The organism is Tenacibaculum sp. SM2510, assembly GCF_057002845.1.
This window is the reverse complement of record NZ_CP192703.1, coordinates 2794209-2812604: the sequence shown is the minus strand read 5'-3', so window position 1 is coordinate 2812604 and position 18396 is coordinate 2794209. Positions and strand designations below refer to the sequence as shown.

The 18396-nt window shown below is 35.4% G+C and carries 10 protein-coding genes (1 of these 10 cut by a window edge); 5 read left to right on the top strand and 5 right to left on the bottom strand.

What is annotated here, in order from left to right; translation table 11 throughout:
- Positions 1 to 2: 2 nt before the first annotated feature.
- Both ACQ629_RS12670 and idi read right to left on the bottom strand, forming a co-directional pair.
- Positions 3 to 416, bottom strand: a complete 414-nt coding sequence (locus tag ACQ629_RS12670; protein ID WP_483705515.1) for a 6-pyruvoyl trahydropterin synthase family protein — start codon at positions 414 to 416, stop codon at positions 3 to 5.
- Complete coding sequence (gene idi, locus ACQ629_RS12665) at positions 409 to 927, bottom strand: isopentenyl-diphosphate Delta-isomerase (RefSeq protein ID WP_483705513.1); 519 nt, start codon at positions 925 to 927, stop codon at positions 409 to 411. The genes ACQ629_RS12670 and idi overlap by 8 nt, the downstream gene beginning before the upstream one ends.
- 107 nt (positions 928 to 1034) lie before the next feature.
- On the opposite strand from idi, the gene ACQ629_RS12660 reads away from it, so the two are divergent.
- From ACQ629_RS12660 to ACQ629_RS12640, 5 genes are all read left to right on the top strand, one after another.
- Complete coding sequence (locus ACQ629_RS12660; protein WP_483705511.1) at positions 1035 to 2624, top strand: peptide chain release factor 3; 1590 nt, start codon at positions 1035 to 1037, stop codon at positions 2622 to 2624.
- Between the two features lie 216 nt (positions 2625 to 2840).
- On the top strand, positions 2841 to 4283 hold the full coding sequence (locus ACQ629_RS12655; RefSeq protein WP_483705509.1) for a hypothetical protein: 1443 nt from the start codon (positions 2841 to 2843) through the stop codon (positions 4281 to 4283).
- 121 nt (positions 4284 to 4404) lie between these two features.
- Positions 4405 to 5334 carry a peptidylprolyl isomerase gene (locus tag ACQ629_RS12650; protein ID WP_483705507.1) on the top strand — a complete coding sequence of 310 codons (930 nt, stop codon included), beginning with the start codon at positions 4405 to 4407 and terminating at the stop codon, positions 5332 to 5334.
- A gap of 239 nt (positions 5335 to 5573) precedes the next feature.
- Positions 5574 to 6242, top strand: a complete 669-nt coding sequence (locus ACQ629_RS12645) for an energy transducer TonB (protein ID WP_483705505.1) — start codon at positions 5574 to 5576, stop codon at positions 6240 to 6242.
- Between the two features lie 224 nt (positions 6243 to 6466).
- On the top strand, positions 6467 to 7594 hold the full coding sequence (locus ACQ629_RS12640; RefSeq protein WP_483705503.1) for an energy transducer TonB: 1128 nt from the start codon (positions 6467 to 6469) through the stop codon (positions 7592 to 7594).
- A gap of 715 nt (positions 7595 to 8309) precedes the next feature.
- Here the strand turns inward: ACQ629_RS12640 and ACQ629_RS12635 are convergent.
- The 3 genes in view from ACQ629_RS12635 to ACQ629_RS12625 are tightly spaced (at most 43 nt apart) and all read right to left on the bottom strand, a layout consistent with a single transcriptional unit that may run on beyond the window.
- Positions 8310 to 10280, bottom strand: a complete 1971-nt coding sequence (locus tag ACQ629_RS12635; RefSeq protein ID WP_483705501.1) for an OmpA family protein — start codon at positions 10278 to 10280, stop codon at positions 8310 to 8312.
- Between the two features lie 12 nt (positions 10281 to 10292).
- A complete protein-coding gene (locus tag ACQ629_RS12630) occupies positions 10293 to 11216 on the bottom strand; it encodes a PorP/SprF family type IX secretion system membrane protein (protein WP_483705499.1) in 924 nt (307 codons plus the stop codon).
- Positions 11217 to 11259: 43 nt separating this feature from the next.
- Positions 11260 to 18396: the 3' end of a T9SS type B sorting domain-containing protein gene (locus ACQ629_RS12625; protein WP_483705496.1), read on the bottom strand. It continues 22359 nt past the right edge of the window; the window shows 7137 of its 29496 coding nt (coding positions 22360–29496); its start codon lies off the right edge, out of view; it ends in the stop codon at positions 11260 to 11262.

Genomic DNA, 18396 nt, shown 5'->3' with positions numbered 1-18396 from the left:
AATTAGTTACCGCTATAGGTTACAAAGTTTCTTGGGGTTTCGTATAACGTTATTTCTAAGGCTAATTTTTCAGGAATACTTACACGTAATTTGTTAAATATTACTACCGATATATTTTCGGCTGTAGGAATCATGTTTTTAAACTCTTCTACTTCTATATTCAAATTTTTGTGATCAAAATCATCTTCTACTTCCTTTTTAATCAACTCACTTAATTTACCTAAATCATATACATAGCCCGTATCTTTATCTATTTCGCCTGTTAAAGAAACAATTAACTCGTAATTATGGCCATGGTAATTTGGATTGCTACATTTTCCGAAAACCTCCAAGTTTTTTTCATCAGACCATTTCGGATTAAACAATCTATGAGCTGCATTAAAATGTGCTTTTCTATGTACGGTTACTCTAGGCATTTTTTAAGGTATCGTAAGATTTTTTAAATATAATTTTAAACCAAGCTGTATATATTTCTGGTTTACTTTCAATATCCTTTTTCACAGCTTCTAAAGTCATCCATTTATAAGACTCCACTTCTTCTTTATTGATGTTTGGCTGCTCATTAAAGTCTCCTACCATTACATGATCTAATTCATGTTCTGTTAACCCGTTATCAAAAGGCGCTTTGTAAATAAAAGAAAACACTTCTTTTAACTCACAAACAAACCCCATTTCTTCCTGAAGACGGCGTTTTCCTGCCGCTAAATTTGTTTCCCCTTCTCTTTGATGCGAACAGCAAGTATTTGTCCATAATAACGGGGAATGGTATTTTTCTGCTGCACGTTGTTGCAACATCAATTCCTTTTTTTCGTTAAAAACAAAAACCGAAAATGCCCTGTGTAATAATGCTTTTTCATGAGCTTCAATTTTCTCCATCAACCCTATTTGATTGTCTTGCTCGTCTACTAATATTACTTGTTCTTTCATCTATTTAATTTACGAAAAACAAACTTACAAAAATGATATCAGTTCAACAATTAAACCTTTGAACAGTTAAGCATTAAACCGTATCTTTGCAGCCTTAAAATTTATAGATGAGTTTTTTAAAAGAAATACAAAAACGACGTACATTCGGAATTATATCACACCCCGATGCAGGTAAAACTACTTTAACTGAAAAGTTATTATTATTTGGTGGAGCAATTCAGGAGGCTGGTGCTGTTAAGAACAATAAAATAAAGAAGGGAGCTACTTCCGATTTTATGGAAATTGAGCGTCAGCGTGGAATTTCAGTTGCTACTTCGGTACTGGCTTTTATCTATAAAGACAAAAAGATAAACATTTTAGATACCCCGGGTCACAAAGATTTTGCGGAAGATACTTTTAGAACTTTAACTGCAGTAGATAGTGTTATTGTAGTAATTGATGTTGCCAAAGGTGTAGAGCCTCAAACCGAAAAATTGGTTGAAGTTTGTAGAATGCGTAAAATACCGATGCTTGTATTTATAAATAAATTAGATAGAGAAGGTAAAGATGCTTTCGATTTATTAGATGAAGTTGAGCAAAAACTAGGTTTACGTGTTACTCCTATGAGTTTCCCTATCGGAATGGGGTATGATTTTAAAGGAATTTATAATATTTGGGAAAAGAAATTAAATCTTTTTTCGGGGGATAATAAAACAAAAATTTCTGATGGTGTTCAGTTTGATGATCTTTCAAACCCTAAGTTAGATGAAATTATAGGAAAAGCTGCTGCAGAAACCTTACGAGAAGAGTCGGAATTAGTATACGAAGTATATCCTGAGTTTAATCAGCAAGAATATTTAGCGGGTGATTTACAACCTGTTTTCTTTGGTTCGGCTTTAAATAATTTTGGAGTAAAAGAATTATTAGATGCTTTTATTGAAATAGCACCACAACCACAACCTAAAAAAGCTGAAGAGCGTTTAGTTGATTCTAAAGAAGAAAAATTAACTGGATTCGTTTTTAAAATTCATGCCAACATGGATCCTAAACACAGAGACAGGCTTGCTTTTATAAAAATTGTTTCAGGAATATTTAAAAGAAATTCTCCGTATTTACACGTTCGTAACGGTAAGAAAATGAAATTCTCGAGTCCGAATGCATTTTTTGCAGAGAAGAAACAAATTGTAGACGAATCTTTTCCTGGTGATATTGTTGGTGTACATGACACCGGTAACTTTAAAATTGGTGACACATTAACCGAAGGAGAAGAATTAAACTTTAAAGGAATTCCGAGTTTTTCTCCAGAGCATTTCCGTTATGTAAACAATGCCGACCCTATGAAGTCTAAACAACTCTACAAAGGTTTAGATCAATTAATGGATGAAGGTGTTGCACAGTTATTTACAATGGATATGAACGGACGTAAAATTGTGGGTACTGTTGGTGCGTTACAATACGAAGTTATTCAGTACCGTTTAGAGCATGAATATGGTGCAAAGTGTACGTATGAAAATATTTCTGTACACAAAGCATGTTGGGTACAAGCTGAAGACGAAAAAAACGACGAATTTAAAGAGTTTAAACGTGTTAAGCAGCGTTATTTAGCAAAAGATAAACAAGGTAAATTGGTATTCTTAGCAGATTCTTCTTTTACATTACAAATGACACAAAGTAAATATCCAACCGTTAAACTACACTTAACAAGTGAATTTGAATAGGTAATAATTGGTTTTAAGCATTTATTTAACATGAATAATAAAAATTACAATGTCATTGCGAGGAACGAAGCTATCTTCTTAGTTAGTAATAGATTACTTCACTATGTTCGTAATAACGTTTTTTTATCTTTTATCTTTTGTCTTTTATTCTTCACATTGTATAGTCAGGAAAACCTATCAACTTTAAAGGGAAAAGAACTACACACTAAAGTACGTTTGAATTTTATTCCTGTTCAAATGCCTACTGATAAGTTCCCAAATTTAAAACCAACTATGGGATTGGCGGGTTTACATTATCAAATACCAATTAATGATTGGTTGTATGGTGGTGCGGGTTTTCATTTTGCGATTACTGGCGACCAAGGCGGCTTATTTACCTTAGGAGCAGAGATAGGTGTAAATAAACAACTATATAAAAATATTTATGTGGATGCCAACTTCCATTTTGGTGGTGGTGGCGGATACCGAAATTTGGTAAACGATGGCGGATTTATAAATCCGAATATTGGTTTACAATATAAAAAGAACAACTATTCTTTCGGGGTACAATACAGTCATCTAAATTTTTATTCAGGTGAAATAAAAAGTAATTCGGTTTCGGTTTTTGTTGAAATTCCGAGTGTATTACGTTTTACGGATTATGATAAAGCACATCAAAAATTTGCTTCAATGAATCTTTCTTCGGATAATTTTTGGAGCAAGCCTGTGGTGAAAAACGCACAACAAGTACGTTTCGATTTCTTTAAACCAATCGGAAATTCCAAAAAAGACAATGGAGACGTTTTAGATGAGTCATTATATGTAATCGGATTTGAATATCAGAAATACCTATCAGAAAACACCTTTTTATTCGCGCATACAGATGCCATATACAAAGGACTACGTGCAGGATTTATGGATTTGTTTTTTGGAGCAGGGTACCATCCATATCAATCGAAATACATTAATATTTTTACAAAATTAGCAATTGGTGCTGCTGGTGGTCGTGTGGCTCCTGAAGGTGGATTGATGATTTATCCATCTGCAGGAATCGATTTAAAACTCTCTAACAAATTAGCATTAAGTGGTCACGGAGGTTATTATCGCGCTATTGCAGGTGATTTAGAGGCATATACCGTTGGTTTTGGATTCAAATACTTCGGCTTAAATGGTGGAACAACTTCTGAAAAGAAAAAATTCAGTTATTTTTACACACAAGGTTTGCGCGTTGAAATTCAAAACCAATCGTATTTTGATGTTGCAAAAACAGATGATATTTTTGATGCTACAACAATCGATTTACAATTGATTGGTTTAAAAGTGAATTTCGACCTTAACAAATGGCTTTACATTGCTGGTGAAGCGAGTTTTGCCTATGATGGTCGTTCGGGTGGTTATGCTCACGGATTAGTTGGTGGAGGAATTTATTCTCCTCAATTTTTTAATAATAAAGCGCGTGGTTTTATTGAATTTATGACAGGCGCAGGTGGCGGCGCAGGTGTAGATACTGATGAAGGGATTATCGTTCGTCCAACACTAGGTGTAAGCTACGACATTACAAACAGTGTTGCTATTTTAGCTTCAGCTGGAAAATATTATTCGCCTTTCGGAAATGTAAAATCGACGAATATGAATATTGGTTTAAGTTTTAACTTAGCCACCTTATCCGTAAAAAAGTAATTATATAGTATGCTTGCGCTAGGGATTGAAGTGACATCCTTTTATGAAGAATGAAAGATATAACGGAAAGCCCGCTCGAGCGCCCAAATAAATTAAAGTTTAATTAGTAAATAATAGTAGAATGAATAACGGAATTTACGCAAAGTTCACAACGCCAAAAGGCGATATTTTAGTGAATTTAGAATACGAGAAAACTCCTGGAACTGTAGGTAACTTTGTTGCTTTAGCAGAAGGAAATTTAGAAAACGAAGCTAAACCACAAGGAACTCCATATTACAATGGCTTAAAGTTTCACCGTGTGATTTCTGATTTCATGGTACAAGGTGGTTGTCCACAAGGTACTGGAACAGGAAACCCTGGTTATAAATTTGACGATGAATTTCATCCTGATTTAAAGCACGATGCTCCTGGTAAATTATCTATGGCAAATGCAGGACCTGGAACAAACGGTTCTCAGTTTTTCATTACACACGTAGCAACGCCTCATTTAGATGGTAATCATACTGTTTTTGGAAACGTTGTAGAAGGACAAGATGTTGTTGATGCTATTCAGCAAAACGACACGATGGATGTTGAAATTATTCGTGTAGGTGAAACTGCTGAAAAATTTAACGCTATTGAAGCTTTTAGGTCTTTTGAAGGATCTCGTGAAAAACGTGAGGTTGAAGAATTAGCAAAGCAAAAAGAATTATTAGATTCTGTTGCTAAAGGTTATAACGAAACTTCGTCTGGATTACGTTACAAAATATTACAAAACGGAGACGGAAAACAAGCTACTAAAGGCGCAAATGTATCTGTACATTATAAAGGGCAGTTATTAGACGGTACTGTATTTGATTCTTCTTATAAGCGTAAGCAACCAATCGATTTTGCTATCGGTATGGGACAAGTTATTGCTGGCTGGGATGAAGGTATTCAATTATTAAAAGTTGGAGACAAAGCGAGATTTGTTATTCCATCAAACTTAGCGTATGGCTCAGCAGGTGCAGGAGGCGTAATTCCACCAGATGCTACTTTAATTTTTGATGTAGAGTTAATGCACGTGAAATAATTTGTTTTGTGTTTATTAAAATATTTAAAAGCCTTCTATTCATAAATAGAAGGCTTTTTTTTTTAAAGTAAACCTTCATTATAAAATTGATATGATAATATATTATTGACTAAATCACAAACAACTAAAAAACAATCACTTAACATTAAGTTAACATTATCTTAATGTATTCAAAATTGTTAAACCAACTAAATATTACTATTTTAGTAGCTTGTAGATAACCCCTTAATTACACAACTATGAAATCCCCCCTCAATATAGTTATAGCTTTATTTATTTCTGCTGTGGCTATTTCACAAGAGAAATGTGAAACCCCAAACGAAACAATAGAAGATCTTAACACTATAAGTATTACAAAATGCTCTATAGATGATGTTAAAAACGCTTTAGAATCTGACGACAAACAAGTTTCTGTTAGAAAACATGTTCGTATATCAAAAAACAACATCTCTATAGAAGCTAATAATAAGATTAAAAAAATAAAGAAGAACACTATTTTAGTTGAAAAATTAAATATTAAAACAGATGCTGTTTCTTCCTTAAAAAGAATACCTTTTCATTTAGTAGAGCAAATACCTTTATTTTCAAAATGTAAAAACACTCCTTTAGTTCAACAGACTAAGTGTTTTGAAAAACAAATGATTAAACATGTTGTTCAGCATTTTAACTATCCAAAAAGTGCTATAGCTAAAAATATTGAAGGTAGAGTTATGGTACAATTCACTATTAATAAATATGGTAAAGTTGTAAACGTTAAAAAAAGAGGACCTAAGGGTGGTGAACTTTTAGAAGAAGAGGCTGTTCGATTAATAAAAAAACTGCCCGATTTTATTCCAGGAAAACACAATAATAACTTTGTTAATGTAAAATATGCATTACCTATTACTTTTAAAACTCCTAAAAAATAAAATTAATATAATACATTTTTATAATAATCTTTTCTCATTCTTAAGAACTTCAATTATTAATCAAATGCAATAATTTTGCAATTAAAATAAGTAAAAGCATAATTACTAGCACTTTAAATAAACGTTAAATTTGCTCTATTTTTTTATTATGTGCTATATTTTACATACTTTTACAATTCAAACACGTTAACGTATTTTGTTAACCCCTTAAATAGAGTGCGATTATGAAGAAATTTACCCTACTAGTAACAGCTATGCTTTTTTCTTTAGCGGCTGTTGCCCAACAAGAAGTATGTGATACTGCAGACGAATCTATAGCTGACCCTAACAGTATTACTAAATGTGCTATTGAAGAAACAAAAGATGGTGAAAAGAAGCAACTCTCTATTCAAGTTTCTACAAGGCGACGTGTTGTTCGTAAAAAAAATGAAGCTGTTTCTGCTATCGGAGGAACTAGTGCTTCTCAAAAAGTTGCTAATATTAAAAAAAATACTTTATTAGTTGGTAAACTTGAATTAGAAGATAATTCTGAAACTATAGAAAGAATTCCATTTAACCTTGTTGAAGAAATTCCTTTATTCTCTAAATGTAATAATGTGCCTTTAATGAAACAGCCTAAATGTTTTGAAACTCAAATGTCAAAACATATAATGAAAAACTTTAAATACCCGCAAGATGCATTTGATGCTGGTATTCAAGGTAGAGTTTTAGTTCAATTCACTATTAATGAACAAGGTAATGTTGCTGCTATTCAAATGAGAGGTCCACAAGGTGGTGAATCTCTAGAAAAAGAAGCTAGTAGAATTGTAAACAAACTTCCTGCATTTATACCTGGTAAACATAACGGAAAAACCGTAAAGGTTAAATATGGTATACCTATTTACTTTAAACATCCTAATCCTAGAGCTGTAAAGAAAACAGTTGTTAAAAGAGTTATTAAAAAACAAGTCGTTAAAGTTACTAAAGAAAAGGTAATTACTGACTTTGTTAAATTTGATAAAGTTCAAAGTATACCTCAATTTAATGCGTGTTTAAAAGTTGCAGATACACAAAAAATTAATTGTTTTAATGAAAGAATGATTAGTCATATTCAAAGGAATTTTAATTACCCTGCTGCTGCGGCTGCACAAGGAATTGAAGGTAAAGTTTGGGTTGGTTTTATAATAGGTAAAGATGGTAAAGTAAGTAACATTAAAATGAGAGGTCCTAAAGGAGGAGAATTATTAGAACAAGAGGCTAAAAGAATGGTTTCTAAACTATCTACTTTTATACCTGGAGAAGAAAATGGTAAAGCTACTAATGTTGAATATATAATCCCTATCAACTTTACTTTAGAAGAGGCTCCTGAATAAACTTTACAGGAAATCATATATAATTAATATAAAAAACCACTGCAATAATTATTGCAGTGGTTTTTTATTAGCGAATAATTTCTTAATACTAATCATGTTCTTTTAATTAAAATTTTTTAAGCTTTCACTATTTATAAACTTAACTAATAAATAGTTTAATAAGTCAATAAAAAAAAGTGAATATGTAAAGTACCAGAACTATAATCAATTGAAAAAATAATATCCATAAAATAAAACTTAACTTTTAAAGTTTAAGCTTAATATTCCTATTGTATTTCTCTATTTATTTTAAACAATTACAAACTATGCAGTTTGGATCTATAAACTCTAAAAGAGTTCCAAATAGATATAAAATGAAACATATCGAGTCCATTTATACCAAGAGAAATAATGTCTTTTTAATTATTAAATGATAAATGAATACATAAATATTTATATATTCATTAGCAATACCAAGGAACTTATAAGAAATTAAAAAATGTGATGTATAGGTAACTTATCAATGCAATTATAGAGCATGTTACATCAAAAATACAATCGACATTTAAAATAGAAGGTATTACTCTGTTTTTAAAACACTAATTGGAGAGAATAATATAATATTTTAAAATAGATTACAAGTACAACAACCCCTCCATTAATCATTTTATAATCAGTAAAATAATTACATGTTTTAACAAAGTATAAAACCTATAAAAATATTTTTTATTCGTTTTTAAGAATTATTTTTATTTAATCTTTTGATACCTTTAATTATGTAAAAATAAGAACGTCTATTAATTTGATGTTGTTCTTCTAAACATTTATTATTATCGTTACATTTATTTAACAGTTGGTCTTCTCCATAACCAATTGCACTTATAATTCTTCGGTCTTCAATACCTCTAGACAAAATATATTCTCTTGTCGATTTAGCTCTTCTATCTGATAGTTTTCTGTTATATTCTTTAGTTCCTCTACTATCAGTGTGTGATTCTATCTTAATGATTAACTCAGGATGATTTGTCATTACTTTCACTATATTCTCTAATTCATATTCAGCATCTTCTCTAATAATAGATTTACCGTAATCAAAATATATAGGGTTAATAACAATTTGATTTCCTATTATTAAAGGCATCAATTCTAAGTCAACCTTATTATTATTTCCTTTAATAATGGTAATTTTATTTTTATCATCTGATCTATGATCTAATTTTTCAGCAAATACCGTATATGTATTGTCACATAAAATATCTTTTAAAACATATTTTCCTTCACTATTTGAAAATGTTTCTTTTATAACCTTTCCTTGGCTGTCAATTAACTTTATTAATGCTCCTTGAATAGGTGTATTATTCCTGTTTTCAGTTACTATTCCCCCTATAAAATCCTTACAAATTGCAGGGTCACTATACATATAAAAACTATAAATATCATCATCTCCTTTACCTCCTTCTCTATTGGATGAGAAAAAACCTTTCTTACCTTGTTTATCTATATAAAAAGAAAAGTCATCTCTTTTACTGTTAAATGGATATCCTAAATTTTTAGCTATTGAATATATAGAATCTTTTTCTATTTTTGATTGAAATATATCCAAAAGACCTAGACCCAAATGCCCGTTTGATGAAAAATACAATGTATTGTCATCTCCTATATAAGGAAACATTTCTTTATCTGAAGTATTTATATTTTTACCTAAATTTATTGGGGTACCATATTTGTTTTCTCCTAAAACAGCAACTTTATATATATCGGTAGCTCCATACCCCCCTGGCATAGTTGACACAAAATATAATGTTTTTTCATCTTTGCTCAAAGCCGGATGGCCAACAGAAAACTCTTCGCCATTAAAAGGTAATTCTTTTACGTTTATCCAATAACCGTTTACAAGATTGGCCGTATATATTTTTAAATTCGATGTGTTTTTCTTATCTCTTCTTACTTTTTTCCCATTTACATTATTACGAGTAAAATAAATAGTTTTACCATCTTTAGTAAAAACAGGATTAGATTCATGAAAATCAGAAGTGATTGGAACCTCCATTAAACGAGGATTTAATAACGTTAAAATGGTATCTTTTTCGTTTTCATCAAGGGATTTTATTTCTTCATTTGCCTTATATATATTTAAAAAAGGTTGATTATTCCATTTATAAATACGTTCTTTTTTACCTCCTTTTGGCACTGCTGAAGTGTAATATGCTTTACCGTTTAATAAGAAACCTCCAAAATCAGATAGCTCTGTATTAATAGCTAAGTTTCTTACTCCTATTCTTATATTCTTATTTGAATAATCTAATAAATAATTTTTCCTTTTTAATTCCTTTTCCCTATTATTTACTTCTGAAGATGCTAATATTAAAAATATTGAATCTGATTCGTTATATTTTCCGTTACTACGCAATACTTGAGCGTACTTAAATAAAATTTTATCCTCTAATTCTTCTTTGTATGTTGACACCAATTTTTTATACCATATTTCAGCTTGTTCAGTTTCTGAATTATTATAATATGAAGCTGCTAAGCGACTTAAAATATGTTTAGAGGTATCTCCTTTTTTCTCTACTAAAGCTTTATATAATTCTGCTGATTGCACATAAGAAAATTCATCAAAGTAACGATCTGCTACTTTTTTACTTTGCGCTGAAATATTTACTACTATCATTACTATTAATAATAGTAATACTTTTTTTAAATTCATATAATATAGTTTTTAAAAGAACCTAGGAGATCTATACTTTGTGTTTTTTAATAATTCATAACGTAACATTAATTCATGAGTACCTGAATTTGTTATATTATAATTTGAAGTGGTTAAATCGTAAGAGTATCCTATTAATAATTTTTCTGAAACTTGAAAACCTAAAAGAGCACTTAGAGAATCATTCCATCTCCAACCTAAACCAATTCTAAATTTTTCACTAAATAATAAATTCGCTGAGACATCTAAAGATAAAGGAGCTCCCGAAACAGCTTTTAATAAAACCGCTGGCTTTAATTTTAAATCTTCATTTATATCATATACATAACCAGCAATAAAGAAAAAGTGCATTCTTTCTACAGCTGTTTCACCTACTGGGTTTTCTGCATCATAATGTTCTTTTCTTAAAATATTTGGCACCGATAAACCAACATACCAATCTGGCTCATAATAATAAATTCCTGCTCCAATAGTTGGTAAAAATTTATTAATATTCTCTTCTAAAATTTCTTCATTTTCATTTATTCGTCCTTTAGTCCAATCTATATTTAAAAATCTTCCTCCTAAACGTAAACCAAAAGCTAAATTTCCTTCCTCTCCGGTTTCAATAGTATATGATAAATTTGCATCTAAATAAACCTCACTCGACGGGCCAATTTCATCATTCATTAAATTAATTGCTAAACCTAATCCAGAATAACCAATAGGTGTATCATAACTTATATTCTGAGTGTTAGGTGCCCCTTCAAATCCAACCCACTGAGTTCTTCCGATAGCTGTTATAACACCATGGCCTCTAGACCCGGCATAAGCAGGGTTAACACTTGCAGTGTTATACATATACTGAGTATATTGAGGATCTTGCTGCGCTTGTATATTTGATATCATACACAAGCTCCAAATACATATAATTGTTATACTTAAAAATAACTTCATTTTATGTGAATTTTTAATTATTTCTTAGTAAAAATACTAATTATTATCTATTAATATAAATCCAACCTTTTCTTATTGGCAATCCTTCTCCTAAGTCTAATACATAAAAATAAGTTCCAACAGGTAATTTACTATTTACATTAAGGTTAGCTCTACCATTAGAGACCCCCTTAAATACATTATTTTTATTATTATACCCTTTAGTTTTGTAAACAGTATTCCCCCATCTATTAAATATTTCTAAACTATTATTAGGAAAATTTTCAATACAATCAATTATTAATTGATCATTAATATTATCATCATTAGGCGAAAGTAAGTTGTAAACTACGATACAAGTATCATCAATTCCTAGAACACCTCCGATTGCATCTCCAAAACCAACTAATCCATCTTCACTGTCTGGTATACCGTCTCCGTCTGTATCGTCTCCACTATCTGTTGCTACTCCATCTCCCCCACTAATAGGATCTGTTGGATCTGAATCATTTGCTGGATCATTTCCATCTCCATGCCCATCTAAACCATCTGCAACATCTAAGATTCCGTCACCATCTGTATCCGGCCCGTCTACTTGACCATTACCGTCTGTGTCTTCGTTTCCGCCTTCTACAACATCGTTAATGCCGTCGTCATCACTATCTAAATCTTGATAGTCTGGTACGCCATCGCCATCACTGTCTGTATTATCTGGTTCTCCTCCATTACCTTCTCCAAAGTTAGCATCGTCTGCATCTGCACTGTCTACAATTCCATCGCCATCAGCATCTACTCCATCTGCGATTCCATCATTATTTGCATCGATATTCTCATCTTCGATAACATCGTTGATTCCGTCATTATCACTATCTAAATCTTTATAATCTGGTACACCATCGCCGTCTGTATCTGGTTCTTCATCTGCATCTACTGATGCATCTGCTTGCCCATCGCCATTCGTATCTTCTCCTGATACACCATCGTTAGCATCGATAACTCCGTCATTATTTGTATCTAGATCACCATTTCCTCCTTCATCAACATCTAAGATTCCGTCATTATCACTGTCTAAATCCAAACTATCAATAATTCCATCACCGTCGGTATCTCCGTTTCCTTCTGCTGTGTCTGGAATACCATCATTATCATCATCGATGTCATCTGCATCTGAAATTCCATCGCCGTCGGTGTCTAAACAATTCAAAATAATTTCTTGGGTTACACTAATGCTGTTTCCTGCCGCATCTGTTACACTATACGTTCTGGTGATTAGCTCTGGATTGGTATTTCCATCACTTACATCACTTACGTGCGCAACTGTTGGAACACCACAGTTATCTGCCTCGTCTGTTACATCTGCAATATTTACCGCTGGTACATCACTTGAACACTCAACATTCACTGCCGCTACATTGCTTGCCGTTGGATTCGTTGTGTCATTTACCGTAATTTCTTGGGTTACACTAATGCTGTTTCCTGCCGCATCTGTTACACTATACGTTCTGGTGATTAGCTCTGGATTGGTATTTCCATCACTTACATCACTTACATGCGCAACTGTTGGAACGCCACAGTTATCTGCCTCGTCTGTTACAGCTGCAATATTTACCGCTGGTACATCACTTGAACACTCAACATTAACCGCTGCTACATTGCTTGCCGTTGGATTCGTTGTGTCATTTACCGTAATTTCTTGGGTTACACTAATGCTGTTTCCTGCCGCATCTGTTACACTATACGTTCTGGTGATTAGCTCTGGATTGGTATTTCCATCACTTACATCACTTACGTGCGCAACTGTTGGAACACCACAGTTATCTGCCTCGTCTGTTACAGCTGCAATATTTACCGCTGGTACATCACTTGAACACTCAACATTCACTGCCGCTACATTGCTTGCCGTTGGATTCGTTGTGTCATTTACCGTAATTTCTTGGGTTACACTAATGCTGTTTCCTGCCGCATCTGTTACACTATACGTTCTGGTGATTAGCTCTGGATTGGTATTTCCATCACTTACATCACTTACGTGCGCAACTGTTGGAACACCACAGTTATCTGCCTCGTCTGTTACAGCTGCAATATTTACCGCTGGTACATCACTTGAACACTCAACATTCACTGCCGCTACATTGCTTGCCGTTGGATTCGTTGTGTCATTTACCGTAATTTCTTGGGTTACACTAATGCTGTTTCCTGCCGCATCTGTTACACTATACGTTCTGGTGATTAGCTCTGGATTGGTATTTCCATCACTTACATCACTTACGTGCGCAACCGTTGGAACACCACAGTTATCTGCCTCGTCTGTTACATCTGCAATATTTACCGCTGGTACATCACTTGAACACTCAACATTAACCGCTGCTACATTGCTTGCCGTTGGATTCGTTGTGTCATTTACCGTAATTTCTTGGGTTACACTAATGCTGTTTCCTGCCGCATCTGTTACACTATACGTTCTGGTGATTAGCTCTGGATTGGTATTTCCATCACTTACATCACTTACGTGCGCAACTGTTGGAACACCACAGTTATCTGCCTCGTCTGTTACATCTGCAATATTTACCGCTGGTACATCACTTGAACACTCAACATTAACCGCTGCTACATTGCTTGCCGTTGGATTCGTTGTGTCATTTACCGTAATTTCTTGGGTTACACTAATGCTGTTTCCTGCCGCATCTGTTACACTATACGTTCTGGTGATTAGCTCTGGATTGGTATTTCCATCACTTACATCACTTACATGCGCAACTGTTGGAACGCCACAGTTATCTGCCTCGTCTGTTACAGCTGCAATATTTACCGCTGGTACATCACTTGAACACTCAACATTAACCGCTGCTACATTGCTTGCCGTTGGATTCGTTGTGTCATTTACCGTAATTTCTTGGGTTACACTAATGCTGTTTCCTGCCGCATCTGTTACACTATACGTTCTGGTGATTAGCTCTGGATTGGTATTTCCATCACTTACATCACTTACGTGCGCAACTGTTGGAACACCACAGTTATCTGCCTCGTCTGTTACAGCTGCAATATTTACCGCTGGTACATCACTTGAACACTCAACATTCACTGCCGCTACATTGCTTGCCGTTGGATTCGTTGTGTCATTTACCGTAATTTCTTGGGCTACACTAATGCTGTTTCCTGCCGCATCTGTTACACTATACGTTCTGGTGATTAGCTCTGGATTGGTATTTCCATCACTTACATCACTTACATGCGCAACTGTTGGAACGCCACAGTTATCTGCCTCGTCTGTTACAGCTGCAATATTTACCGCTGGTACATCACTTGAACACTCAACATTAACCGCTGCTACATTGCTTGCCGTTGGATTCGTTGTGTCATTTACCGTAATTTCTTGGGTTACACTAATGCTGTTTCCTGCCGCATCTGTTACACTATACGTTCTGGTGATTAGCTCTGGATTGGTATTTCCATCACTTACATCACTTACGTGCGCAACTGTTGGAACACCACAGTTATCTGCCTCGTCTGTTACAGCTGCAATATTTACCGCTGGTACATCACTTGAACACTCAACATTAACCGCTGCTACATTGCTTGCCGTTGGATTCGTTGTGTCATTTACCGTAATTTCTTGGGCTACACTAATGCTGTTTCCTGCCGCATCTGTTACACTATACGTTCTGGTGATTAGCTCTGGATTGGTATTTCCATCACTTACATCACTTACGTGCGCAACTGTTGGAACACCACAGTTATCTGCCTCGTCTGTTACATCTGCAATATTTACCGCTGGTACATCACTTGAACACTCAACATTCACTGCCGCTACATTGCTTGCCGTTGGATTCGTTGTGTCATTTACCGTAATTTCTTGGGTTACACTAATGCTGTTTCCTGCCGCATCTGTTACACTATACGTTCTGGTGATTAGCTCTGGATTGGTATTTCCATCACTTACATCACTTACGTGCGCAACTGTTGGAACACCACAGTTATCTGCCTCGTCTGTTACATCTGCAATATTTACCGCTGGTACATCACTTGAACACTCAACATTAACCGCTGCTACATTGCTTGCCGTTGGATTCGTTGTGTCATTTACCGTAATTTCTTGGGTTACACTAATGCTGTTTCCTGCCGCATCTGTTACACTATACGTTCTGGTGATTAGCTCTGGATTGGTATTTCCATCACTTACATCACTTACGTGCGCAACTGTTGGAACACCACAGTTATCTGCCTCGTCTGTTACATCTGCAATATTTACCGCTGGTACATCACTTGAACACTCAACATTCACTGCCGCTACATTGCTTGCCGTTGGATTCGTTGTGTCATTTACCGTAATTTCTTGGGTTACACTAATGCTGTTTCCTGCCGCATCTGTTACACTATACGTTCTGGTGATTAGCTCTGGATTGGTATTTCCATCACTTACATCACTTACGTGCGCAACTGTTGGAACACCACAGTTATCTGCCTCGTCTGTTACAGCTGCAATATTTACCGCTGGTACATCACTTGAACACTCAACATTCACTGCCGCTACATTGCTTGCCGTTGGATTCGTTGTGTCATTTACCGTAATTTCTTGGGTTACACTAATGCTGTTTCCTGCCGCATCTGTTACACTATACGTTCTGGTGATTAGCTCTGGATTGGTATTTCCATCACTTACATCACTTACGTGCGCAACTGTTGGAACACCACAGTTATCTGCCTCGTCTGTTACATCTGCAATATTTACCGCTGGTACATCACTTGAACACTCAACATTAACCGCTGCTACATTGCTTGCCGTTGGATTCGTTGTGTCATTTACCGTAATTTCTTGGGTTACACTAATGCTGTTTCCTGCCGCATCTGTTACACTATACGTTCTGGTGATTAGCTCTGGATTGGTATTTCCATCACTTACATCACTTACGTGCGCAACTGTTGGAACACCACAGTTATCTGCCTCGTCTGTTACAGCTGCAATATTTACCGCTGGTACATCACTTGAACACTCAACATTCACTGCCGCTACATTGCTTGCCGTTGGATTCGTTGTGTCATTTACCGTAATTTCTTGGGTTACACTAATGCTGTTTCCTGCCGCATCTGTTACACTATACGTTCTGGTGATTAGCTCTGGATTGGTATTTCCATCACTTACATCACTTACGTGCGCAACTGTTGGAACACCACAGTTATCTGCCTCGTCTGTTACAGCTGCAATATTTACCGCTGGTACATCACTTGAACACTCAACATTCACTGCCGCTACATTGCTTGCCGTTGGATTCGTTGTGTCATTTACCGTAATTTCTTGGGTTACACTAATGCTGTTTCCTGCCGCATCTGTTACACTATACGTTCTGGTGATTAGCTCTGGATTGGTATTTCCATCACTTACATCACTTACGTGCGCAACTGTTGGAACACCACAGTTATCTGCCTCGTCTGTTACAGCTGCAATATTTACCGCTGGTACATCACTTGAACACTCAACATTCACTGCCGCTACATTGCTTGCCGTTGGATTCGTTGTGTCATTTACCGTAATTTCTTGGGTTACACTAATGCTGTTTCCTGCCGCATCTGTTACACTATACGTTCTGGTGATTAGCTCTGGATTGGTATTTCCATCACTTACATCACTTACGTGCGCAACCGTTGGAACACCACAGTTATCTGCCTCGTCTGTTACAGCTGCAATATTTACCGCTGGTACATCACTTGAACACTCAACATTAACCGCTGCTACATTGCTTGCCGTTGGATTCGTTGTGTCATTTACCGTAATTTCTTGGGTTACACTAATGCTGTTTCCTGCCGCATCTGTTACACTATACGTTCTGGTGATTAGCTCTGGATTGGTATTTCCATCACTTACATCACTTACGTGCGCAACTGTTGGAACACCACAGTTATCTGCCTCGTCTGTTACAGCTGCAATATTTACCGCTGGTACATCACTTGAACACTCAACATTAACCGCTGCTACATTGCTTGCCGTTGGATTCGTTGTGTCATTTACCGTAATTTCTTGGGTTACACTAATGCTGTTTCCTGCCGCATCTGTTACACTATACGTTCTGGTGATTAGCTCTGGATTGGTATTTCCATCACTTACATCACTTACATGCGCAACTGTTGGAACACCACAGTTATCTGCCTCGTCTGTTACAGCTGCAATATTTACCGCTGGTACATCACTTGAACACTCAACATTAACCGCTGCTACATTGCTTGCCGTTGGATTCGTTGTGTCATTTACCGTAATTTCTTGGGTTACACTAATGCTGTTTCCTGCCGCATCTGTTACACTATACGTTCTGGTGATTACCTCTGGATTGGTATTTCCATCACTTACATCACTTACGTGCGCAACTGTTGGAACACCACAGTTATCTGCCTCGTCTGTTACAGCTGCAATATTTACCGCTGGTACATCACTTGAACACTCAACATTCACTGCCGCTACATTGCTTGCCGTTGGATTCGTTGTGTCATTTACCGTAATTTCTTGGGTTACACTAATGCTGTTTCCTGCCGCATCTGTTACACTATACGTTCTGGTGATTACCTCTGGATTGGTATTTCCATCACTTACATCACTTACGTGCGCAACTGTTGGAACACCACAGTTATCTGCCTCGTCTGTTACAGCTGCAATATTTACCGCTGGTACATCACTTGAACACTCAACATTCACTGCCGCTACATTGCTTGCCGTTGGATTCGTTGTGTCATTTACCGTAATTTCTTGGGTTACACTAATGCTGTTTCCTGCCGCATCTGTTACACTATACGTTCTGGTGATTAGCTCTGGATTGGTATTTCCATCACTTACATCACTTACGTGCGCAACCGTTGGAACACCACAGTTATCTGCCTCGTCTGTTACAGCTGCAATATTTACCGCTGGTACATCACTTGAACACTCAACATTAACCGCTGCTACATTGCTTGCCGTTGGATTCGTTGTGTCATTTACCGTAATTTCTTGGGTTACACTAATGCTGTTTCCTGCCGCATCTGTTACACTATACGTTCTGGTGATTAGCTCTGGATTGGTATTTCCATCACTTACATCACTTACGTGCGCAACTGTTGGAACACCACAGTTATCTGCCTCGTCTGTTACAGCTGCAATATTTACCGCTGGTACATCACTTGAACACTCAACATTAACCGCTGCTACATTGCTTGCCGTTGGATTCGTTGTGTCATT